This is a genomic window from Polaribacter sp. 2405UD43-2 (assembly GCF_058147125.1).
In genome coordinates, this window is sequence record NZ_JBYVJX010000001.1 from 610,681 (window position 1) to 633,033 (window position 22,353).

25 protein-coding genes are annotated in these 22,353 nt (G+C 28.7%); 10 read left to right on the plus strand and 15 right to left on the minus strand.

Translation table 11 applies throughout. The annotated features are described in order from the left end of the window. Nucleotides 1-247 precede the first annotated feature (247 nt). Both lysA and ACY2RX_RS02985 read left to right on the plus strand, forming a co-directional pair. The gene (lysA, locus tag ACY2RX_RS02980; protein WP_490102465.1) at nt 248-1,492 is read left to right on the plus strand and encodes a diaminopimelate decarboxylase; all 1,245 of its coding nucleotides are present in this window, start codon (nt 248-250) and stop codon (nt 1,490-1,492) included. 93 nt (nt 1,493-1,585) lie between these two features. Then, the gene (locus ACY2RX_RS02985) at nt 1,586-2,104 is read left to right on the plus strand and encodes a GNAT family N-acetyltransferase (protein WP_490102466.1); all 519 of its coding nucleotides are present in this window, start codon (nt 1,586-1,588) and stop codon (nt 2,102-2,104) included. Here the strand turns inward: ACY2RX_RS02985 and ACY2RX_RS02990 are convergent. The 5 genes from ACY2RX_RS02990 to ACY2RX_RS03010 all read right to left on the minus strand — a co-directional run bounded on the left by ACY2RX_RS02990 (nt 2,099) and on the right by ACY2RX_RS03010 (nt 6,176). After that, nucleotides 2,099-3,622, minus strand: coding sequence for an ATP-binding response regulator (locus ACY2RX_RS02990; RefSeq protein ID WP_490102467.1), 1,524 nt, complete (start codon nt 3,620-3,622; stop codon nt 2,099-2,101). The two genes, ACY2RX_RS02985 and ACY2RX_RS02990, sit on opposite strands and share 6 nt — an antisense overlap. A gap of 6 nt (nt 3,623-3,628) precedes the next feature. Next, the gene (locus tag ACY2RX_RS02995; RefSeq protein WP_490102468.1) at nt 3,629-4,114 is read right to left on the minus strand and encodes a Rab family GTPase; all 486 of its coding nucleotides are present in this window, start codon (nt 4,112-4,114) and stop codon (nt 3,629-3,631) included. Between the two features lie 16 nt (nt 4,115-4,130). Continuing rightward, entirely contained in the window at nt 4,131-4,940 is an 810-nt protein-coding gene (locus ACY2RX_RS03000) for a cell envelope biogenesis protein OmpA (RefSeq protein WP_490102469.1), read from the minus strand. Further along, nucleotides 4,941-5,294 (minus strand): hypothetical protein, encoded by a 354-nt coding sequence (locus ACY2RX_RS03005; RefSeq protein ID WP_490102470.1) that lies wholly within the window; start codon nt 5,292-5,294, stop codon nt 4,941-4,943. 99 nt (nt 5,295-5,393) lie between these two features. After that, nucleotides 5,394-6,176 carry an MBL fold metallo-hydrolase gene (locus ACY2RX_RS03010; protein WP_490102471.1) on the minus strand — a complete coding sequence of 261 codons (783 nt, stop codon included), beginning with the start codon at nt 6,174-6,176 and terminating at the stop codon, nt 5,394-5,396. A gap of 77 nt (nt 6,177-6,253) precedes the next feature. Here ACY2RX_RS03010 and ACY2RX_RS03015 point away from each other — a divergent pair, with 77 nt between their 5' ends. The 4 genes from ACY2RX_RS03015 to ACY2RX_RS03030 are packed head-to-tail and all read left to right on the plus strand — an operon-like array spanning nt 6,254 to nt 9,340. After that, the gene (locus tag ACY2RX_RS03015) at nt 6,254-7,702 is read left to right on the plus strand and encodes a TonB-dependent receptor (RefSeq protein WP_490102472.1); all 1,449 of its coding nucleotides are present in this window, start codon (nt 6,254-6,256) and stop codon (nt 7,700-7,702) included. 50 nt (nt 7,703-7,752) lie between these two features. Continuing rightward, the gene (locus tag ACY2RX_RS03020; protein ID WP_490102473.1) at nt 7,753-8,301 is read left to right on the plus strand and encodes an RNA polymerase sigma factor; all 549 of its coding nucleotides are present in this window, start codon (nt 7,753-7,755) and stop codon (nt 8,299-8,301) included. 33 nt (nt 8,302-8,334) lie between these two features. Continuing rightward, a complete protein-coding gene (locus ACY2RX_RS03025) occupies nt 8,335-8,877 on the plus strand; it encodes a hypothetical protein (protein ID WP_490102474.1) in 543 nt (180 codons plus the stop codon). Between the two features lies 1 nt (nt 8,878). After that, nucleotides 8,879-9,340, plus strand: a complete 462-nt coding sequence (locus ACY2RX_RS03030) for a sensor of ECF-type sigma factor (RefSeq protein WP_490102475.1) — start codon at nt 8,879-8,881, stop codon at nt 9,338-9,340. A gap of 33 nt (nt 9,341-9,373) precedes the next feature. Here the strand turns inward: ACY2RX_RS03030 and ACY2RX_RS03035 are convergent, their stop codons facing one another. From ACY2RX_RS03035 to idi, 7 genes are all read right to left on the minus strand, one after another. After that, nucleotides 9,374-9,574, minus strand: a complete 201-nt coding sequence (locus tag ACY2RX_RS03035) for a hypothetical protein (RefSeq protein WP_490102476.1) — start codon at nt 9,572-9,574, stop codon at nt 9,374-9,376. Nucleotides 9,575-9,704: 130 nt separating this feature from the next. Then, on the minus strand, nt 9,705-9,965 hold the full coding sequence (locus ACY2RX_RS03040; protein ID WP_490102477.1) for a hypothetical protein: 261 nt from the start codon (nt 9,963-9,965) through the stop codon (nt 9,705-9,707). A gap of 41 nt (nt 9,966-10,006) precedes the next feature. After that, a complete protein-coding gene (locus ACY2RX_RS03045) occupies nt 10,007-10,699 on the minus strand; it encodes an HAD family hydrolase (RefSeq protein WP_490102478.1) in 693 nt (230 codons plus the stop codon). Next, nucleotides 10,692-11,426 carry a 3-deoxy-manno-octulosonate cytidylyltransferase gene (gene kdsB, locus ACY2RX_RS03050; protein WP_490102479.1) on the minus strand — a complete coding sequence of 245 codons (735 nt, stop codon included), beginning with the start codon at nt 11,424-11,426 and terminating at the stop codon, nt 10,692-10,694. The genes ACY2RX_RS03045 and kdsB overlap by 8 nt, the downstream gene beginning before the upstream one ends. A 4-nt stretch (nt 11,427-11,430) precedes the next feature. Further along, the gene (locus tag ACY2RX_RS03055) at nt 11,431-12,408 is read right to left on the minus strand and encodes a type I phosphomannose isomerase catalytic subunit (RefSeq protein WP_490102480.1); all 978 of its coding nucleotides are present in this window, start codon (nt 12,406-12,408) and stop codon (nt 11,431-11,433) included. Nucleotides 12,409-12,416: 8 nt separating this feature from the next. Beyond that, a complete protein-coding gene (locus ACY2RX_RS03060) occupies nt 12,417-12,830 on the minus strand; it encodes a 6-pyruvoyl trahydropterin synthase family protein (RefSeq protein WP_490102481.1) in 414 nt (137 codons plus the stop codon). After that, nucleotides 12,823-13,341: an isopentenyl-diphosphate Delta-isomerase gene (gene idi, locus ACY2RX_RS03065; protein WP_490102482.1), complete on the minus strand. Its 519-nt coding sequence runs from the start codon at nt 13,339-13,341 to the stop codon at nt 12,823-12,825. The genes ACY2RX_RS03060 and idi overlap by 8 nt, the downstream gene beginning before the upstream one ends. Nucleotides 13,342-13,457: 116 nt before the next feature. Between idi and ACY2RX_RS03070 the strand changes: the two genes are divergently transcribed. The 4 genes from ACY2RX_RS03070 to ACY2RX_RS03085 are packed head-to-tail and all read left to right on the plus strand — an operon-like array spanning nt 13,458 to nt 18,345. Then, entirely contained in the window at nt 13,458-14,147 is a 690-nt protein-coding gene (locus ACY2RX_RS03070) for a peptidylprolyl isomerase (protein WP_490102483.1), read from the plus strand. A gap of 44 nt (nt 14,148-14,191) precedes the next feature. Continuing rightward, a complete protein-coding gene (locus ACY2RX_RS03075; RefSeq protein ID WP_490102484.1) occupies nt 14,192-15,784 on the plus strand; it encodes a peptide chain release factor 3 in 1,593 nt (530 codons plus the stop codon). A 5-nt stretch (nt 15,785-15,789) separates the two neighbouring features. Beyond that, the gene (locus tag ACY2RX_RS03080) at nt 15,790-17,358 is read left to right on the plus strand and encodes a hypothetical protein (protein WP_490102485.1); all 1,569 of its coding nucleotides are present in this window, start codon (nt 15,790-15,792) and stop codon (nt 17,356-17,358) included. 57 nt (nt 17,359-17,415) lie between these two features. Then, nucleotides 17,416-18,345, plus strand: coding sequence for a peptidylprolyl isomerase (locus ACY2RX_RS03085; RefSeq protein ID WP_490102486.1), 930 nt, complete (start codon nt 17,416-17,418; stop codon nt 18,343-18,345). 275 nt (nt 18,346-18,620) lie between these two features. Here the strand turns inward: ACY2RX_RS03085 and ACY2RX_RS03090 are convergent, their stop codons facing one another. From ACY2RX_RS03090 to ACY2RX_RS03100, 3 genes are all read right to left on the minus strand, one after another. Next, entirely contained in the window at nt 18,621-21,062 is a 2,442-nt protein-coding gene (locus ACY2RX_RS03090; protein WP_490102487.1) for a M1 family aminopeptidase, read from the minus strand. A 184-nt stretch (nt 21,063-21,246) separates the two neighbouring features. Beyond that, entirely contained in the window at nt 21,247-21,789 is a 543-nt protein-coding gene (locus tag ACY2RX_RS03095) for a DUF4252 domain-containing protein (RefSeq protein WP_490102488.1), read from the minus strand. 27 nt (nt 21,790-21,816) lie between these two features. Further along, complete coding sequence (locus ACY2RX_RS03100) at nt 21,817-22,332, minus strand: DUF4252 domain-containing protein (protein WP_490102489.1); 516 nt, start codon at nt 22,330-22,332, stop codon at nt 21,817-21,819. Nucleotides 22,333-22,353: the final 21 nt, after the last annotated feature.

Here is a 22,353-nt window from a genome sequence, read left to right on the forward strand (position 1 = left end):
GTTTGAAGCACTTGCTAAAATAGGATTTAACAAGGTAAAATAAAATGCCTTTATAAATTAGTTATCAACAGGATTTCAACGGTTAAACGAGTTATTATTTTATGAATTTTACTCTCAATTTGCAACGCAAAACCTATTACAAAAAAAGAAAAAATTACAAAAAAAAACAATATGTTATATTTTTAAACAAATCATAAGATATTCAACAATTTACTTACTTTTGAAACCTGATATAAATTAAAAAAAAGTGGAAAGAACACAACTTATAGCCTTAGCAACTCAATACGGAAGTCCTTTATATGTTTATGATACCGATAAAATAGAATCGCAATACAACAGATTAACAAATGCTTTTAATAGTGTTAAAAATTTGAAGTTAAACTACGCTGTAAAAGCACTATCTAACATCAATATTTTAAAGTTTTTTAAAAATTTAGGTGCGGGTTTAGACACGGTTTCTTATCAAGAAGTGCAATTATGTTTAACAACAGGAATAAATCCTAAAAAAATAATTTATACACCTAACGGAGTTTCTTTAAAAGAGATTGAGGAAGTGGCAAAATTAGGAGTTCAAATAAATATTGATAACCTTTCTATTTTAGAACTTTTCGGACAAAAGCATCCAGAAATTCCTGTTTGTGTTCGTATCAATCCGCATATTATGGCGGGTGGAAATTCTAAAATCTCAGTTGGTCATATCGATTCTAAATTCGGAATATCAATACACCAAGTACCTCACATTAAAAGAGTTGTAGAAAATACAGGTATGAATATTAACGGAATTCATATGCACACAGGTTCTGATATTTTAGATATTGATACTTTTTTACGTGCCACAGAAATTTTGTTTGATGTAGCTAAACAATTTGATAATATAGACTTTATCGACTTTGGAAGCGGATTTAAAGTACCTTATAAAGAAGGAGATATTTCTACAGATATCGAGCAATTAGGTTTACAATTATCTGAAAGATTCAATGAGTTTTGTGTTGAGTACGGAAAAGACATCACCCTAATGTTTGAACCTGGTAAATTCTTGGTTTCTGAAGCTGGTGTATTTTTAGCAAAAGTAAATGTGGTAAAACAAACAACATCTACTGTATTTGCGCACGTAGATTCAGGATTTAATCATTTGGTAAGACCAATGATGTATGATTCTTATCATCATATTACAAATATTTCTAATCCGGAAGGAAGAGACAGATACTACTCTGTGGTGGGTTATATTTGTGAAACTGATACGTTTGGCTCTAACAGAAGAATTTCAGAAATTTCTGAAGAAGATATTTTATGTTTTCACAATGCTGGTGCTTACTGTTTCTCGATGGCATCCAACTATAATTCGAGATATTTGCCTGCAGAAGTAATGCTACATCAAGGTAAAGATTACTTAATTAGAAAAAGACAAACTATAGAAGATATTTTACACAATCAAGAAATTGTAGATTTTAAGTCAAATAAAAAAGCTAAAAAAGAAACAGTTTCTGCATAAAAACTTTGTTTATTAAATGTGTACTCACTAGAAAATGATTTTAAAAATCAGATTTTAGTGAGTATTTTTTTTACATTTACTTTTTATAAAAAAATGAAAATTAGACTTTCTACTTTAAGTGATATTTCATCAATAATGGAAATTATTGAGGATGCAAAAGAATTACTTGCATCTTTAAAAATTGATCAATGGCAAAACGGATATCCGAATGCAACACAAATTGAAAACGATATAAAAAACAAAGAAAGTTATGTGGTTTTAAGTGATAAAAACCAAGTGATAGCAACTGCTATGTTTACCACAAACTCAGAACCAACCTATAAAATTATTGATGGAAATTGGATTATTGACGAAGCTAAAAAATACGGAGTTATCCACAGAATGGCAATTAAAAAAGAGTATAGAAAACTAGGTTTGGCAACTTTTATGTTTAATGAATTTCATCAACAATTAAAAGAAAAAAACATACAGAGTTTAAAGATTGATACCCATAAAGATAATCTTGGAATGCAAGCACTTATTAAGAAATTAGGTTACCAATATTGTGGAATTATTTACACCAATTACAACGCAAAAAGATTGGCTTTCGAAAAAGTAATTGACCAATTATAAAACTGAATGAATCGTTTTTAAAAATTCTTCTGAAGTAAATGGCTTAGAAATAACGCCCGAAAAACCTAAACGAATATATCTTTCTATATCTTGTTTTGTTGTATTTGCTGTTAATGCTAACACAGGTGTATTTTTATTCTTTTTTTGAAAAGAATTTACATTTTGTATTAATTCTTCACCTGTCATATTTGGCATATTTATATCCAATAAAATTACATCAAAAGTAGAAGATTCTATTTTAGACAAAGCCTCTAAACCATCTTTAACAATGGTTACATTAGCATTTTCTTTAGTCAAAAAATGTTTAACAATTGTTTGATTTAATACATCATCATCTGCCACTAATATCTGTTTATTAGAAAGATTATTCTTTAAATTTTCAGCAATTTTCTTTGTTGATTTTTCTTTAGAAACCTCAACTTTTTGAAACGGAATTTCTACATAAAAAATGCTTCCTATATTTAATTTACTTTCAACAGAAATAGTGCCTTTCATCGCTCTTACAAGTCTATTTACAATAGATAATCCTAAACCTGCACCTCTTTTTATTCTTTGATCATTTAATTGATTTTGCTGATATTCCTCAAAAATTTTGACAGTCTGTTCTTCAGACATACCTCTTCCTGAATCTGAAATACTAAAAAGGAAATTTATATTTTTTTCATTTTCTAAAACTACTTTTACTTCCGTTTTAATAATTCCTTTTTCTGTAAATTTAATAGCATTGCTAATTAAATTAGATAGAATTTGATGAATTCGTACGCTATCACCCAACACAAATTCTGGGATTTTTTTTGATACTTTAAAAACCAATTTAACATCTTTATTATGCTGTTGATGTTGAAAATCATTTTTACAGTTTTGTATAATTTCTTTAATAGATATTTGCTCAGAAACTAAAACTAATTTACCAGCTTCTATTCTCGATAAATCTAAAATATCATCAACAATTACTTTTAAATTTTTACCTGCAGATAATAAATTTTTAATGTATTTAGCAACATTTTTATTCAGTTTTTCTTCAGAAATTATTTCTGCATATCCTAAAATAGAATTTAAAGGATTTCTAATTTCGTGACTCATAATTGCTAAAAAACGTGATTTTTCTTCATTCGCTTTATCAGCCACTTTTCTTAGCCTTGCCAACTCTTTATTTTTTTCTGCAAGCTCTCTTTTTATAAAGAAAATATCGTTTCTATTCTGATTGAGTTGGTCTACAAACTTGTAAACATTGGTTCTATTATGAATTAAAATATCAATAAAACTATCATCTTTAAAAAGTTCTATATCAACATTAAATTCAGATGCATCAGAAACAATAAGCATACCTTCTAAAAGGAAAGATTTTTTTAGTGTAAGCGCCTCTAAAGTTCCTTCTAAAAAAGGACAAGAATTATAAACTGATTGATTGATAACAAATTCTTTTTTTACAAATTTACCAGCAATAATACTTTTAATAACACCTGAATAATCAGTTGTAATCTGTATAAAAACATCTTCTATTTTTGCAGGTATCAAAAAAAATTATTTTAAAGTTTGTGCGGTTAATTGCATAAAGGCGTCTTCTACAGAATCATTTTCTTTTGCACTTGTAATTAAATCTATTTGAACAGAAACTTGTTCGATTACATTTTTTATTTCTTCTTCGGTAAGTAAATCTTTTTTATTCCCAACAACTGTAATATACTGCAAACCAGACAATTCTTTAACCATTTTTAAATTTTCATCAATAGTTACATACGTTTCTTTTCTGCTTACATCAAACACAAACATTGCTGCGTGTGCACCTAAAAAATAGGCTTTGGGTATTTTTTCATTGCCACTTGTACCTGCAACATCCCAAATCATTAATTTAATGGTTTGGTTGTTAAACTCAACTATTTTTTTACTGACTCTAACACCAATTGTACTAATGTAATCTTCAGAAAATTCATTTAATACAAATCTTCTTATAAGTGATGTTTTACCAACACCAAAGTTACCAACAAGTAGCACTTTTTTTGCAATCATATACTAAGATTGATTTTTATTTTTCTATTAATTGTTGAAAAATAAGAGTATTCAAACGTTCTTCATCAGATAAATAAGAACGGTCTCTTAAAATAATTTCTGCTAAATTATTAATTCTGTCAGATAAATCTTCTTTAAAGGTTGTGTTTACAACACCAGAACAAGCAATTGCAATATAGATAGTTTTAAAGTTATTTATAGAAAGCTGAAAAGTTTCGAATTTAATATCTTCTAGGTTTTGACCTTCTCTAGAAAAGGCATCTTCTGCAAAAGATTTAATGGCTGTTAACATACCAGAAACCATATCTTTATCTGCAATATTACCTCTAGAATAGCTACCAGAAAGCAATCCTGAATCTTTTTCTATAACAAAAACTTCTTCTATAATGGGTTCAAAAACTTCTTGCAAAACTACATCTGCATCATTCTTTTTTCCTTTAAAAAATCGTTTTAAAATTTCTTGAATAGAAAATTTTTCTTTTACAGTTTTATTTACGCTCTCAGTTAACTTTGTTATTTCACTAACAATAGCCTTTTTAACCAACTTACCCATAATTGGGTATAAGGCTTCTACAACTTCGTCTTGCGAATCTCTAATTTGAACTTTTATGGTTTCTGTGATAGTGTTTCCAAAATATTCTGGAAATTTTTCGCGAAGTTCTAAGATTTTCTCATCCATAAGAGGAGAAACATTCTTAGCTAGCTTTTCTCTAAGAATTACTTCTTGACTAAGAGATTCAAATTTTTCTCTATCTTCAGCTAATAAAAGTTCTCTGAGCAACTCAAAACGATTGTCTTTTTTGTTATCTTCAGGCGATTTTTTCATCTATTCTTGCAACATCAATGCAATTTTCTCTAAAGCTTTTCCTAGTTTTCTTCTATCTGCTTTTTCATCATCTAAATCTGCAAGTCTTTTATCTAAATCATCATTCAAATCTTGAAATTTATGATCCATTAAACTTTCTAAATCAGATAGTTTATTTTCAAGATTTGTAACTGCATCTTTTAAATTACTATTGGTAGCTTCTTTTAGTGATTGAATTTTATCATATACATCAGCAAATTCGCTGCTGTATTCTTTCATATTCTCACCAAAGATTAGTTCTCTTACGGCTGCAATTCTATCAATTTCATTTTGATTGTTTGCTGCTTGTTTGTTGTTTTCTTTTTTTTCTGCCATTATACTCGTTAGTTTGTTAAAACAGGATTTTACTAAAGTTTAAAACCTTTAAAGTAAGCACCTCTAACAAATATACATTAAAAAACAGTTTATAAAAATCTAAAGCGCTATTTTTAAACCATCAAAAGCTAAAAAAACATTTTTAGGTAATAATTTAGAGACTTCTTTATGAAAACCTAATTTATGACTTATATGTGTAAAGTAAGCTTTTTTAGGTTTTATTTCTTTAACAAGATCTAATGCTTCTTGTAAATTAAAATGTGTAGGATGTTCATCAATTCTTAAAGCATCTACCACCAAAACTTCTAAGTTTTTTAATTTTTCTTTTTCTAAATCTGAAATATATTTTACATCTGTTAAATAAGCAAAATCTTGAAAACGATAAGCTGTTATTGGCAAATTACCATGCATTACTTCTATTGGAGTTACTTCTAAACCTGCAACATCAAATTTAGTTTTAGAAACTATATTTGGCAATACACTTGGTGCTCCAGGATAACGAAATTCATCACTAAAAATATATTCGAAACGTTTTTCTAAGCTTTGTAAAGTTCTCTTATTCAAATAAATTGGTAACTCTCCTATTTGATAACAAAATGGTCTTAAATCATCTAAACCACCAATATGATCTGCATGCTCATGGGTAAAAAATACGCCATTTAAAGATTGTATGTTTTCTCTTAACATTTGCTGTCTAAAATCTGGACCACAATCTACAGTGTAAGCAACATTATCCCAAGAAATTAAAATTGAAGATCGCAAACGTTTATCTTTTGGGTCTTTAGATTTGCAAACAGGATCATTACTTGCAATCATAGGAATGCCTTGAGAAGTACCTGTTCCTAAAAAAGTTATGTTTAATCGTTTTTTGGTAAAATTCATCGAAACAAAAATAGTATAAAAATTGACTGATAACTTTCTATTTTAGTACATTTGTTACGAAGTTAAATATATAGTATATGGCAATTTCTTTAAAAGGAGATCAAAAAATTAGTAGTGTACCCACTACCAAAAGTAAAGCATTAAGAATTAATTTAAACTCAGATATTTACGGAACATTTGCCGAAATTGGTGCAGGACAAGAAACAGCTCGTAATTTTTTTAGATCTGGAGCTGCTTCTGGTACTATTGCAAAAGCTATGAGTGCTTATGATAAAGATTTTTCTGATGCAATTTACGGTATGGAAGAAGACAAACGTTATGTAACACAACCTCGTTTACAAACAATGTTGCGCCATGAAATTGATTTAATTGAAGATAGATTAAGCAGAGCTAAACATCCAGAAAAATTATTTTTTAGTTATGCAAACACAGTTACAACGATAGATTTTGCTAGAAAATTTAAAGGCCATGGCTGGGTTGGTATTCGTTTTCAGTTAGATCCTTTAGAAGATTATAACGAAATAATTTTACACTTACGTTTTAAAGAGACAGACGCGCGTTTACAACAAGAAACTTTAGGTATTTTAGGAGTAAACTTAATTTATGGTGCTTTTTATTTAAACGATAATCCTAAAGAATTAGTAAAATCTTTTTATCATAATTTAGGAAATCATCAATTAGAAATTGATATGATTAATTTCTCTGGCCCACGTTTTATGTATGTTGATAACAGACTTATGAGCTTACAACTTCTTAAAAATGATATGACAAATGCAGTTATGTTTGGTGCTGATGGAAATAATTTATTACCTGCTCAAGTACTTTATAAAAAGAATATTTTAGCTTTACGAGGTAGCTTTAGACCTGTTACCAAAGTAAATATGGATATGTTTGAAAAGGCTAAAACGCTCTTTTTAGAAGAAAATAAAGTTAAAGAAGATAAAACACAAATCATCTTCGAAATTACATTGAGTAACCTTTCTGCTGAAGGAAAAATTAATGAACGAGACTTTTTAGACAGAGCAGAATTACTTTGTTCTCTAGGACAAAATGTAATGATAACAAACTTTCAACAATACTTTAAATTAGTAGAATACTTTAGTGAGTTTACCAAAGAAAGAATGGCTTTAGCTATGGGAGTTCATAGTTTAATAGAAATTTTTGACGAAAAATACTATAGAGATTTAAGTGGTGGAATTTTAGAAGCTTTTGGTAAGTTATTTTACAAAGACTTAAAAGTATATATGTATCCTTATCATGATCAAGAATCTGGAGAATATATAGATAGCGAAAACCTAAGAGTACATCCTAGAATGAAAGAGTTGTATAAATTCTTTAAACACAATGGGAAATTAGTTGATATTAAAAATTTCGATAAAGGTATTTTAGATGTCTTTTCTAGAACTGTTTTAAAAATGATTATGAACGGAGATAATGGTTGGGAAGAAATGCTACCAGAAGGAATTGCTGAAACTATTAAACAAAAAAGACTTTTTGGTTATTCTAGAACCAGATATCGTAAATAAATATTAAACCTTTTTGTATTTTTAAAGTCTTAAATCTATAAACTATATAGTTGACAGACGAAACTCTTTTAATAGCACAATTAAAAAACGCTAAAACCAAAGAAAAAGCGTTTAGAGAAATTATAAAACTCTATAAAGAACGCTTGTATTGGCATATTCGTAAAATTGTGATTTCTCATGATGATGCAGACGATGTTTTACAGAATACTTTTATCAAAATTTTTAAAAATATAGATAAATTCAATCAAAAAAGTAAATTGTTTTCTTGGATGTACAGAATTGCAACAAACGAATCTATTACTTTTATAAATAAAAGAGCCAAACAACGTAGTTTAGATATTGCTGATTATCAGATGGAAATTGCATCAACATTAAAAAGTGATGCTTTTTTTACGGGCAATGAAATTCAACTTATTTTACAAAAAGCAATAGCAACATTGCCACAAAAACAACAACTCGTTTTTAATATGAAATATTTTGATGAATTAAAATATGATGAAATGTCAGAAATTTTAGAAACCTCTGTTGGTGCCTTAAAAGCCTCTTATTTTCATGCAGTTAAAAAAATTGAAAACTATATAAAAAACAAAATAGATTAAACCTTTTAAAAAAAAATAGGTCTAAAAAGTATTATGGAAAATAAAGAAAAAAATAGCGAAATGTATTTAGACACTATTTTAGAGAAAAAAAATGGTTTTTCTACTCCTAAAAATTATTTTGATGATGCAGAAGAACGTTTTTCAAGCTTTTTAATAGAAGATAAATTACCAAAACAAAACTCCTTCTCTACTCCAAATTCTTATTTTGATTCTTTAGAAGACACTATTATTTTAAATATTGCATCAAAAGAAAAAACAACAAAAGTAATTTCTTTAAAAGAAAAAATATATAAGATAGTTCCTTTTGGTGTTGCTGCATCTATATTGCTTTTTATCAGTTTAAATTATTTTAGTTTTAATGATTCTGATATTAATTTTGATAATTTACAGCAAAGTGAAATTGAAAATTGGGTTTTAGAAAGCTCACCAGAAATAACATCACAAGAGATTGCAACTATTTTTGCTGATGAAACTTTAAATAATCTAGATTTTACAATTAGTAATCTAAATGATACAGAAATTGAAGATTATATTATTTATAATGAAAATACTAACATTTTAAACGAAATCAATTAAAATGAAAAAATACTTACTTGCATCAATATTATTATTTTTTGCTTTTTCTCTTACAAATGCGCAAGGGAAGAAAAAAAATAGAGAAAAAATTAAAGCCTATAAAATTTCTTTTTTAACCGAAAAGTTAGATTTATCTGCAGATGTTGCCGAAAAATTTTGGCCAATTTATAATAAACACGAAGAAAACTTATACAACTTAAGAAAAATTGGACATACAGAAGTTAGAAAAAAATTGAAAAGTGTTGGTGGTTTTAATGCACTTTCAGAAAAAGAAGCAAAATCTTTTGTAAATTCTAAACTAGCATTAGACAAAAAAATATTAGCAGAAAAAGAACGTTTTTTAGTAAATATATCTAAAATTTTACCTTACAAGAAAATTCTAAAACTACATTTATCTGAAAGAGAATTTACAAGAAAACTAATACGTAAATACCGTCATAAACGTAAAAAAAATAAAGAATAAAAAAGAGGAGCAAATTTTAAAGCTCCTCTTTTTTTATTCTGCTTGTATTAATCGTAAACAAGCATATAATTCTGGTTTGTTTACTGTAAATTGTCTAAGCCAAATTGTTAACTCATCAATCTCATAAGGCAACAATCTATTTAAAGCTTTTTCTAATTCTTTATAAAACAAATCTGAATTAAAACTTACTTTTTTTAACACAGTCTTTGTGTACTCAAACATTGCTCTAGCCATTCTTTTTTATTAATTTATTACTAATAATTGAACGTTTACAAATACATTTTAGTATTTGATTCCAAATTTAATAAAAAAACCATCATTTAAAAAATGATGGTCTTAAAATTTTGTTTAAATTTTGTTAAGCTTATAAACTATTAATCTTTTCTACTAATCCTCTAGCTTTAGATTCTAGTTCTTCATTAATTGCTTTAAAGTGTGCTTTCTTGTTTTCTACTTTGTTTGTGTTTACTTTTTCTATTAAAGCATCAAAAGTTTCGATAGCTTCATCAATAATAGCATCTCCTTTTTTAGGTTCATTTTTTAATGCAGAAACATCTAATGCATATTCTATAACATCTCCTAAAACGTAATTAATATCTTTTTTTAAGTTTTTTATACTTGCCATAACTTCTTATAAATTTAATGCTGCAAATTTAGTTTATTTATTTAAAAGAGCGATAAAACTTCTTTTATATTTGTTACTGTTTGATATTCAGCGTTTGATTGATCTTCTTTAGAAACCTCTTCATACACCCAAGTTGTATGAAAAGGAACGTGAATTGCAGAAGCTCCAATTTTTATCAATGGTAAAACATCTGATTTTAATGAATTACCAATCATTAATAATTCTGATGAATTAATGTCTAAATGCTTTATCAATTTCTGATAATCTTTCTCTTTTTTATCGCTCATTACTTCTATATGATGAAAATATTGCAACAATCCAGATTTTTCTAACTTTCTTTCTTGGTCTAATAAATCGCCTTTTGTGGCAACAATTAACTTGTATTTTTGTTGAAGTTTTTTTAGAACATCTTCTATTCCATCTAATAATTCTATTGGTTTTTCGAGCATTTCTTTACCAATATTTAAAATAGCTTCTATTGTTTTTTGGTTGATTTGATAATTAGATAATTCTAATGCACATTCTATCATAGAAAGCACAAAACCTTTTACACCATAGCCATAGAGTTGTAAATTTTCTATTTCCTTTTTAAACAGTTCTTGGTCAATTTTATTTTCGGTTTCATATTTAGCCAATAATTTTGCAAACTTGTGTTCTGCTTCTCTAAAATAGGTTTCATTAACCCACAATGTATCATCAGCATCAAAAGCAATAACTTTAATATTTTTATACATTTTTTAAACGAAGTTTGGCTTTTTCTAAATCTTCTGGAGTATCAATACCAATAGGAATGCTATCAGTTTCTACCATTTTAATCTTTTTACCAATTTCTTGATAACGAATGGCTTCTATTTTTTCAGCAGCTTCTAAAGGAGTCATTGGAGTGTTGTAGAAATCAATTAAAGCTTGTTTTCTAAACGCATACACTCCAATATGTTTGTAATATTTTACATCAATATTTTTATCTCTATGATAAGGAATTACGCTTCTAGAAAAGTAAATTGCAAGATTATTTACATCTGTAATTACCTTAACATTATTGGGATTTTCAATATCTTCTTGGTTAGTAATTTGCACTTTTAGAGATGCTAAATCTATTTCTTTTTTAGTATCATTTTTAAAAACTTCTATTAATTTTGATAGAGAAATTGCATCTATAAAAGGTTCATCACCTTGCACATTTATTACAATATCAACCTCTATGTTTTCTACTGCTTCAGCAATTCTATCAGAACCACATTCGTGTGCTTTTTTACTCATAATTGCTTTTCCTCCAGCATTTTCTATGTCTTTAAAAATAACATCAGAATCTGTAACTATAAAAACATCATCAAATAAATTGGTATTTACAGCGGCTTCATAAGTTCTTAAAATTACAGGTTTTCCTCCTAAATCTTTCATTAATTTACCAGGAAAACGAGACGCACTATAACGTGCAGGAATCATTGCAATAATTTTCATAATTCTATTTTATATAGACTTCTAATAATTCTGATTTTTCATCAGCATTAATTTTGATATTCTTTATACAAGCAGGAACCAAAATAGTTTCTCCCATTTTAAGTTTTTCTTTTTGATTTTTGTATTGAAATTCAACATTACCAGCTACACACATATAAATTACAAAACTATCTTTTTCTTGATGATTTATTTCTAAATCTCCATAAATTGGCAACAAATTGGTTGTAAAATATTGACAAGAAACAATTTCTGATGCTGTATTTTGCTCTTTAGAATACTCCGTTTTATACGTTTTATGTGACGAATAATCTATAGCGTCTAAAGCTTCTTGGGTATGTAAATCTCTAAAAGTTCCATCTGCATTTGGTCTATCCCAATCGTAAATTCTGTAAGTAATATCAGAGGTTTGCTGTATTTCTGCCAACATAACTCCTGCGCCTATTGCGTGCACTCTACCAGTGGGAATAAAATAAACATCGCCTTTTTGTACTTCATCAATATTTAAAATATTTGTTAATGTTTTATTTTCTAAATGATGAATATATTCTTTTGGAGTTACTTCTTTTTGAAAACCGACAATTAAATTTGCTTTTTCATCAGCTTGTAAAACATACCACATTTCTGTTTTGCCAAAAGAATTATGGCGTTTTTTAGCCAGTTCGTTATCTGGATGCAACTGAATACTTAATGCTTTTTTTGCATCTATAAATTTTATTAAAAGTGGAAATTTATGACCAAAATGATTGTAAATTTTATTTCCTACTAATTCAGATTTATATTCAGAAATTAACTCTTTTAAATTCTTCCCTTTTAGGTTTCCGTTAGAAACCACAGAGGCATCTCCCTCTACATCAGACAATTCCCAACTTTCTCCTATATTTTTCTTGTTAGAGTTTTTGTTTAAAATTGTTGTTAGCTTTTCTCCTCCCCAAATTTTTTCTTTTAAAATAGGCGTAAATTTTAAAAATTGATTGATTTTCATAATTGATTTTATTCTCCAGAATAACGCACAAAATTTCTACGAGTTTCGTACAAAGTAACTTCTATTTCTAAATGCGTTGGAATATGTGGTCTTAATTTATTATAAACCACAATAGAAATATTCTCTGCTGTTGGGTTTAATTCCTTAAACTCATCTACCTCTACATTCAAATTTTTATGATCAAAAGGTTCTTCTACTTCTTGTTTAATGAGTTCTCTTAATAAACTTAAATCGTAAACAAAACCAGTAATTGGATCTACTTCTCCAAACAAAGCAACAATCATTTCATAATTATGACCATGATAATTTGGATTGCTACATTTACCAAAAACTTCAGCATTTTTTTTATCAGACCATTCTGAATTATACAACCTGTGTGCAGCATTAAAATGTGCTCTTCTATAAACTTTAACTTTAGGCATTCTTTAATTTATCAAAAGATTTATCAAAAATAATTTTAAACCATTCTGTGTATTCTTGCGGATTGTTCTCTATATCTGTTTTTACATCAACTAAAGTCATCCACTTATAGGCTTCTACTTCTTCTTTGTTAATTATAGGAGCTTCATTGTAAGAACCAATCATTACATGGTCTAATTCATGCTCTGTTAAACCGTTATCAAAAGGTGCTTTATAAATAAAAGAAAAAACTTCTTTAATATCGGTTACAAAACCCATTTCTTCTTGCAATCTTCTTTTACCAGCCTCTAAATTCGATTCTCCATCTCTTTGATGAGAACAACAAGTATTGGTCCATAATAATGGTGAGTGATATTTACTTGCAGCTCTTTGCTGTAACATTAATTCTTTTTTATCATTAAAAATAAATACTGAAAATGCTCTATGTAAAACTGCTTTTTCATGCGCTTCCATTTTGGGCATCAATCCAATAGCATTATCTTTTTCATCAACTAAAACTACTTGTTCTTCCATATTTACAAAAATAGTGAAATGATTAACTAAAAAATCATAAAAAAACAGAAAACCTATAAGCCTTTTCTATTCTTTTATTATGGTGATTTATATTTGTGCTTTCAATAATGTTTTTTATGAAGTTTTATACATTTTATTTTTTATTTGTTAGTGTCCTTCTTTTTTATCAATGTGACAATGAAAAGAAAAAAATCGATGTAAAAACAACAACTAAAAGCAAAAAAAAGAAACTAGAAAACAAAGTAAAAAAATCTTGGGATAGTTTAACTAGGCATAATACTGAAGTTTTTTTAACTGAATTTGGCAAACAAAACCCAGAAACTAAAATCCTTATAAAAACTAAATTTGGTAATATAAAATTAAGGCTTTATAGAGATGTTCCTATCCACAGAGCCAATTTTATTTTTTTGACTAAGATTAAGTATTTTAATACAACTGTTTTTTATAGAGTGGCAAAAAACTTTGTAATTCAAGGTGGTAATTCCGATGAAATGTACACACAAAAAGAAAGAAGAAAATACGGTAATTATCTTTTAAAACCCGAATTTAGAAAAAACAGAAAACATAAATACGGAGCATTAGCTGCAGCCAGAGAATGGGATTTTAATCCTGATAAATTATCAAGTCCGTTTGAGTTTTATATTGTACATAAAAGAAATGGAGCACATCATTTAGATAATGAACACACTGTTTTTGGCGAAGTTATTTCTGGTTTTAAAACGATGGATAAAATATCTAAAGTTAAAGTTGGTGTAGATGAATGGCCTGTTGATGACATTAAAATGACTATCGAAATTTTAGATTGATAGTTGCCATTCTAAAACGTATATTTGCACCTCAAATTTTGTAGATGAGTTTTTTAGAAGAAATAGCACGTAGAAGAACATTTGGTATCATTTCGCATCCAGATGCTGGTAAAACCACATTAACTGAAAAATTATTATTGTTTGGTGGTGCAATACAAGAAGCTGGTGCTGTAAAAAATAACAAAATTAAAAAAGGAGCTACTTCCGATTTTATGGAAATTGAACGTCAGCGTGGAATTTCGGTAGCAACTTCTGTTTTAGCTTTCATCTATCAAGATAAAAAAATAAACATTTTAGATACGCCTGGTCACAAAGATTTTGCCGAAGATACTTTTAGAACTTTAACAGCGGTAGATAGTGTAATTGTTGTTATTGACGTTGCAAAAGGTGTAGAGCCACAAACCGAAAAATTAGTAGAAGTTTGTAGAATGCGTAGCATACCTCTGTTGGTTTTTATCAACAAGTTGGATAGAGAAGGTAAAGATGCTTTCGATTTATTGGATGAAGTAGAGCAAAAATTAGGTTTACGAGTAACGCCAATGAGTTTCCCTATAGGAATGGGTTATGATTTTAAAGGAATCTATAATATTTGGGAAAAGAAATTAAATCTTTTTTCTGGTGATAACAAACAAACCATTTCTGAAGGAATAGAATTTGATGATTTATCAAATCCAGAATTAGATAATGTTGTAGGAGAAACTGCAGCAGAAACTTTACGCGAAGAATTAGAATTGATTGATGAAGTGTATCCACCTTTTAATCAACAAGAATATTTAGAAGGAAACTTACAACCTGTATTTTTTGGTTCAGCTTTAAACAACTTTGGCGTAAAAGAATTATTAGATGCATTTATAGAAATTGCACCTTCTCCTCAGCCAAAAAAAGCAGAAGAACGTTTAGTAGATTCTAAAGAAAAAAAACTCACAGGTTTTGTGTTTAAGATTCACGCAAATATGGATCCTAAACACAGAGACAGGTTGGCATTTGTTAAAATTGTATCAGGAACTTTTAAAAGAAATTCACCCTACTTACACGTCAGAAATGGCAAAAAAGTAAAATTTTCGAGTCCAAATGCATTTTTTGCTGAAAAGAAAGAAATTGTAGATGAATCTTTTCCTGGTGATATTGTAGGCTTACACGATACAGGGAACTTTAAAATTGGAGATACCTTAACAGAAGGTGAGCAATTAAATTTTAAAGGAATACCCAGTTTTTCTCCAGAACATTTTAGATATGTAAATAACGCAGATCCAATGAAATCTAAACAATTGTATAAAGGTTTAGACCAATTAATGGACGAAGGAGTTGCTCAATTATTTACTCTAGATATGAACGGACGAAGAGTAATTGGTACAGTAGGAGCTTTACAATATGAAGTAATTCAATACAGATTAGAACACGAATATGGCGCAAAATGTACTTACGAAAATCTACAAGTTCATAAAGCTTGTTGGGTAGCACCAGAAGACCCAAAAAACGAAGAATTCAAAGAATTTAAACGAGTAAAACAACGTTATTTAGCAAAAGACAAACAAGGTCAATTAGTGTTTTTAGCAGATTCTGCATTTACAATTCAAATGACGCAAAGTAAATACCCAACTGTAAAATTGCATTTTACAAGCGAGTTTAAAAATTAATGATGATGAAAAAAAATATTTTAATAATCTTCGTTTTTTTAAGTTTACAAGGTTTTTCTCAAACTTATAATTTATCAGAACTTAAAGGTAAAGAACTTAAAAATTCTATTCGTTTAAATTATATTTTGGTTCATCAACCAGATGAATTGGTTAGCTACAATTTAAATCCAACAATGGGTTTTATAGGTTTAAACTATAACATTCCTTTAAACAAATATATTTATACTGGTGTAGGTTTTCATACAGCAATTACAGGCGATCAAGGAGGTTTGTTTACTTTAGGAGTTAATTTAGGAATTAATAAAAAAATTTATAAAAATTTATATTTTGATGCTAATATTCACTTTGGTGGTGGTGGCGGATATCGTTCTTTAGTAAATGGTGGAGGGATTTTATATCCAAATATAGGACTACAGTACAAAAGCAAAGGATATTCTTTTGGTCTACAATATGGAGAAGTAAACTTTTTTACAGGGATTCAAAAAAATGATAATGTGTCCTTTTTTATAGAAATACCAAGTTTATTAAGAACCAGTTCTTATGCAGATGCTCAAAAAACATTTGCTATTAATAACAAATCTAAAGATAGTTTTTGGAAAAAACCAGCTGTAAAAAGTGTACAACAAATCACTTTCGATTACTTTTTTCCTTTTGGAAACTCAAGAACTGATGCTAGTACAAAACCAAAGTACATACCTATAAATCACACATTATCAATTTTAGGGTTTGAATATCAACGTTATTTAAACAGTAATACTTTTATTTATGCACACGTAGATGCAATGTATGGTGGTTTAACAGCAGGTTTTATGGATCTATTTTTTGGTGCAGGAAAAAACTTAGAATTAACAAATAGAATTAATCTTTTTGGAAAATTTGGGATTGGTGCAGCAGGTGGTAGAATATACCCTGAAGGAGGCTTAACAATGTATCCAAATGTTGGTGCAGATTTAAGAATTACAGATAAAATTGGTTTAAGTGGCCATATTGGATATCATAAAGCTCTTGGAGGAGTAGCCAGTTTTGAAGCCTATACTGCTGGCTTTAGTTTAAAATATTATGGTTTAAGCGGAGGTATAAAATCCCCTTTTACAGATGATAAAATTTCGAAAATTAAAACGCAAGGCATTCAACTTAGTGCTCAAAATCAGTATTATTTTGATGTAGCAAAATTTGGGATTCCTGCAAGTGATTTACAGTTAATTGCATTAAAAGTTAACTACGATATTAATCATCGTTTTTATTTTGCTGGTGAAGCTTCTTTTGCGCATAAAGGGAAATCTGGTGGTTATGCACACGGAATTTTTGGTCTTGGAATAAAGTCTAACAAATTTTTAAACAATAATTTTTCTCTATTTGCTGAAGCTGCCGCTGGTGTTGCTGGTGGAGGAAGAGTAGATTCTGGAGAAGGTATTTTAATAAGACCAACTGCAGGTATCAATTATCACATAAATAATGATTTTTCTTTCCATATTTCTGGCGGACAAATGTGGTCTCCATTTGGTAATGTAAATTCAACAAACTTTAACATCGGATTAAGCTATGGCTTATCCATACTAAACGCAAAAAAATAAATTATCCTGAACTAGTTTCAGAAACTTATAAATATAAAAACAGATAAAATAAATATTATGAATAACGGAATATATGCAAAATTCACCACACCAAAAGGTGACATTTTAGTACAATTAGAACACGAAAAAACGCCAGGAACTGTGGGTAATTTTGTTGCTTTAGCAGAAGGTAATTTAGAAAATTCAGCAAAACAACAAGGAACTCCTTATTATGATGGATTAAAGTTCCATAGAGTAATTCCAGAATTTATGATTCAAGGTGGTTGTCCGCAAGGAACTGGTACAGGAAATCCTGGTTATAAATTTGATGATGAATTTCATCCAGATTTAAAACACGATGTTCCAGGTAAATTAGCAATGGCTAATTCTGGTCCTGCAACAAACGGAAGTCAATTTTACATTACCCACGTTCCTACTCCTTGGTTAGATGGTAAGCACACCGTTTTTGGTACAGTTATAGAAGGACAAAATATTGTAGATGCTGTTGCACAAGGTGATGATATGAAAGTAGAAATTATTAGAGTTGGTACAGATGCAGAAAACTTTAACGCAGTTGAAGCTTTTAGAACTTTTGAAGGGTCTAGAGAAAAACGTGAAGCAGAAGCAAAAGCTAAACAAAAAGAAATGTTAGACAAAGTTGCTGCTGGTTATGATGAAACCAACAGTGGTTTACGCTATAAAGTTTTACAAAAAGGTGATGGAAAACAAGCTACAAAAGGAGCTGCAGTTTCTGTACATTATAAAGGGCAATTATTAGACGGTACTGTTTTTGATTCTTCTTACAAAATAAAACAACCAATTGATTTTAATGTCGGTGTTGGTCAAGTAATTGCTGGTTGGGATGAAGGAATACAATTATTAAAAGTGGGCGATAAAGCTCGTTTTGTAATTCCTTCTAATTTAGCCTATGGTTCTGCAGGTGCAGGTGGTGTAATTCCGCCAAATGCAACTCTAATTTTTGATGTAGAATTAATGGATGTTAAATAAAAACGAATGCTTTAAAAAATGAAACCTCACTAATTATGGTTTTAGTAGTATCCAAAATACTGTGTAAATAGAAAATTTTGGATACTACTTTTTTTATCAAACTGCCTTCTATTTAGTTTTAAAAAAATACATAAAAGTTGAATCTATATAAATACACAGGTTTTGCAATCGGAAAGCTTGTTTTAGCAACTTATTTATTAGAACAACTATCAAATAATAAACTATCAGCCTAAATTCAATTTAAACCTGTAATTATATTTTAAGGACTAGACACTTTACAGCAACTTAGCCATAGCTTCTTTTATAATGGCAACATTCTTAACTTTATTAGATTTATTTTTAGCTTTCTGATCTTGAACCATTCTACGCATTAAGTTTATCACAACTTTATCAAAATTAAATTGTTTAAACTGGTTTCCTTTTACAACCATATCATCAACAAGGTTTTGTATTGCTTCAGAATTATTACTCTCTGAAATGAGTACAAATGCTTTTTCGTAAATGGTTTTTGTAGCATTATCATTATTTAAAAACATTCCTGATAAAACACTTTTTGCAATAAAAGGTAACTCTTTTTCGTCTTTTTCTTCAATAAAAATACGAGTTAAAGGTGTTGCTAAAATTTTTCTTACTTCATCTGGTAATGTTTTAGATTTATTAATTGCCAACTGTTTGTTTACATAATAAATAGCGACTAAGGCTTTACCTAAAACTGCATAAGATTTACTATCTAAAGCTTTGGCAAAAATTGGTGTTAATTCAGGATCTGTTAATTTACCTAAAGTTTCTATTGCTGCTGCTTGTACTAATGTTTTTTTATCATTATTTGCAATCTGCATTATTTTTTGAATGGTAGATTTTTTAGAAAATTTATTGATTAAATCAATCTTTTGTAATGCTAAAATTTTAATTTTATAAGAAGCATCATCCATAGCATTTGCAACGGCATTAAAAGCTTCTTTTTCTTCTTGTTTTTTAGCAACTTCTAACAAAGCTTCTCTTCTATGCATAAAATTATCCGCATTTTTTAACTGAAAAATATAATCGCTCAAAACTTTGTTTTCTGTAATTTCGCACAATAAAACACCATCTGCATTTACTTGAATTAATGTAGGCTGTTTTGTGTACGGAAAAGTAAATGAAGCATCTCTACCTTGTACAAATACGTGATGTCTTGTTCTTTTTCCTTTCTCAAAAATATCTATAGCAAAAGGAAATTTAAATGCCTTGCTTTGCATCTGCAAAATGTTTACGGTTACTTTTTTCTGAATGGTATTATAATCGTAAGAAAGATCAATTTTAGGATGACCCGATCCAAAATACCATTGATTAAAAAACCAATTTAGGTCTTTACCTGTTATTTTTTCAAAAACTAATCTTAGTTGATGTACTTCTGCAGCTTGGTATTTATATTCGGTTAAATAGGTTTTTAAGCCTTCGAAAAAAGCTTTATCACCTAAATAATTACGCAACATATGTAAAATGGCTCCACCTTTGTTATAGCTAACCAAATCGAACATATCTTCTTTGTCATCATAATTAAAACGCACCAAATGCTTGTCGAAATTCTGACCATTTTTATACGCTTCAACATCTTCAAACAAATGCATATCTGCATTCATTTTTCCGTACTTATGCTCTCTCCATAAATATTCGCTATAATTTGCAAAAGATTCGTTTAGAGTTAAATTAGACCAACTTTCTGTGGTGACTAGGTTACCAAACCAATGATGAAATACTTCATGCGCAATCGTGTTTTCTTGCACGTTTTCATCAATTAATTGTCCTGGCATTTGATAAGCTTTTTCTCCGTGAATTACTGCTGTTGTGTTTTCCATAGCACCAGAAACATAATCTCTACCCACAATTTGACTGTATTTGTTCCAAGGATATTCTACTCCTAAAATGTTTGAGAAAAACCCGATCATTTCTGGAGTTAAACCAAAAATATCTTTTGCATAAGGTGCATATTGTTTTTCTACATAATAATTTACAGGAATGTTTTTGTAGGAATCTTTGATAATTTCGTATTCTCCAATTCCCATAAAAAACAGATATGGTGCGTGTTTTTTATCCATTTTCCAGTAATCTGTTCTGAAGTTTCCTTTTTTTGTTTGATTGATAAGTTTTCCGTTAGAAAGTGTTACAAATTTTTCTGGAACCGTGATATAAATTTCTTGGGTGGTTTTTTGGTTTGGACTATCTATTGTTGGAAACCAACAACTGCTTGCTTCGGTTTCTCCTTGAGTCCAGATTTGAGTGGGTTTGTTTTTATCAGAACCATCTGCATTTATAAAGTACAAACCTTTTGCTTCTGTAATTGCTGCGCTTCCTTTTTGATACACTTTTTCTGGCTGAGCAGTATATTTTATATAAATGGTAAACTCTTGGTTTCTTTGATATTCTTTAGGTAAATCAATAATTAATTTTAGTTTATCATAATTATAATCTAGTTTTTTATTGTTTAAAGAAACTTGATGAATAAGCATTGCTTTGGCATCTAAAGTAATTTTATTGGATGCATAAAAATGTGGTTTTGCTGTTACCCAAGCTTCACCATTCATTGTTTTATCTGTAAAATTAAAATCTACTTTTAACTTGGTGTGTACTAAATTGTGTATTTTATCTCTTTCTGGTCTGTAAGTATTTGAGTTTTGAGAAAAACCAGCCAAACTCATCATTAATAAAAGAAAAAACGTCACTTTTTTAATCATCATAAATTGCATTTTCGTAAGCATCAAAAGTAATAAATATTAAGATTGAAGTTGTTAATGCTTGGTTAAAAATATGCAGAAGCAAGTTATGAGTTAGAAGTTGGGAGTTTATATTTACAGAAAAACTGGAAGCCAAGAGTAATTACTCCTTTCTTCCAGCTTCTATATTTCTAAGTTTTTGTAAACTTTACTTTCCGTTAAAAATGGCTTTTAATTGACCTAGATTCACATTATCTCCATCAATTTTAATGTTATTCATCATTTCTATAATCTTTGCAGGATTCATATTATCTCCCAATAATCTTGCAACTCCTACGCCTGCTTTTTTACCATAACCAAAAGCAATTACTTCGTTTATAGCGTCTGCGTTTCCAGAATAATAAAGGTTTACATTCATTCCTTTTGCTTTCATTGTCATTAAAGATTTGTATGTATCATTACCTTTAAGGATGTTTTTTAGTTTGTTTTTTTCAGCTTCGTAAGCGTCTTCATTTCCTTTTATTGGTAAGGCAACAACATTTATTTTTCGAATACTTTTTATAGTTTCTTTTACATCTTCAGATACATTTTCGTTTTTTAATTGTAAAAAACTAACAGGTAAATCTACTGTTATAAAACCGTTTTTTTCTTGACTCTCTACTAAATATCCTTGTAAAGATTTTTCATTTTTACACGATGTCATCATCAAGACTAAAAGTAGTAGCGGAAATATTTTAGTATATTTTTTCATTGTTTAATTTTATTTTAAAAATTAGATTTATTTGTTTTTATCTTTTGAAAAAGTATCTGCTAATTCAGACATTTTATTAATGTCTATATTACCTGTTAAAGATACTACTACAGCTTCAGATTTATGGTTTGTTTTTTTGTCTATTCCTTTAATAAACATTAAAACTTCGCTTACATAATCTTTATTTTTTGTAGACTTAACATAAATTTTTACACGAGAGTTTCCTTCTTTAATACGCATTAACTGTGTTAAGTTTTGCTTTTTTATTGCTTTCTTAACCATAGCATCCATTTTGTTTGCTATATCAGCATTACTTGCAGAAAACATTTTAAATTCTTTTAATTCTTGTATCATTTGAAAGACTTTCATCCCTTCATTATCATCAATTTTAACATCTTTAAATTTTGATAAAAGCTCAAAAGCATCTTTGGTAAAAACGACCATATCTACTCCTTCCATATCTTCTAAGGTGTCAAAAAACGACTGTGCGTTGGTTGCCATTGGTGCAACTACTAACGCTATTAATATTGCTATTTTTTTCATAATTTCTGTGTTTACTTGGTT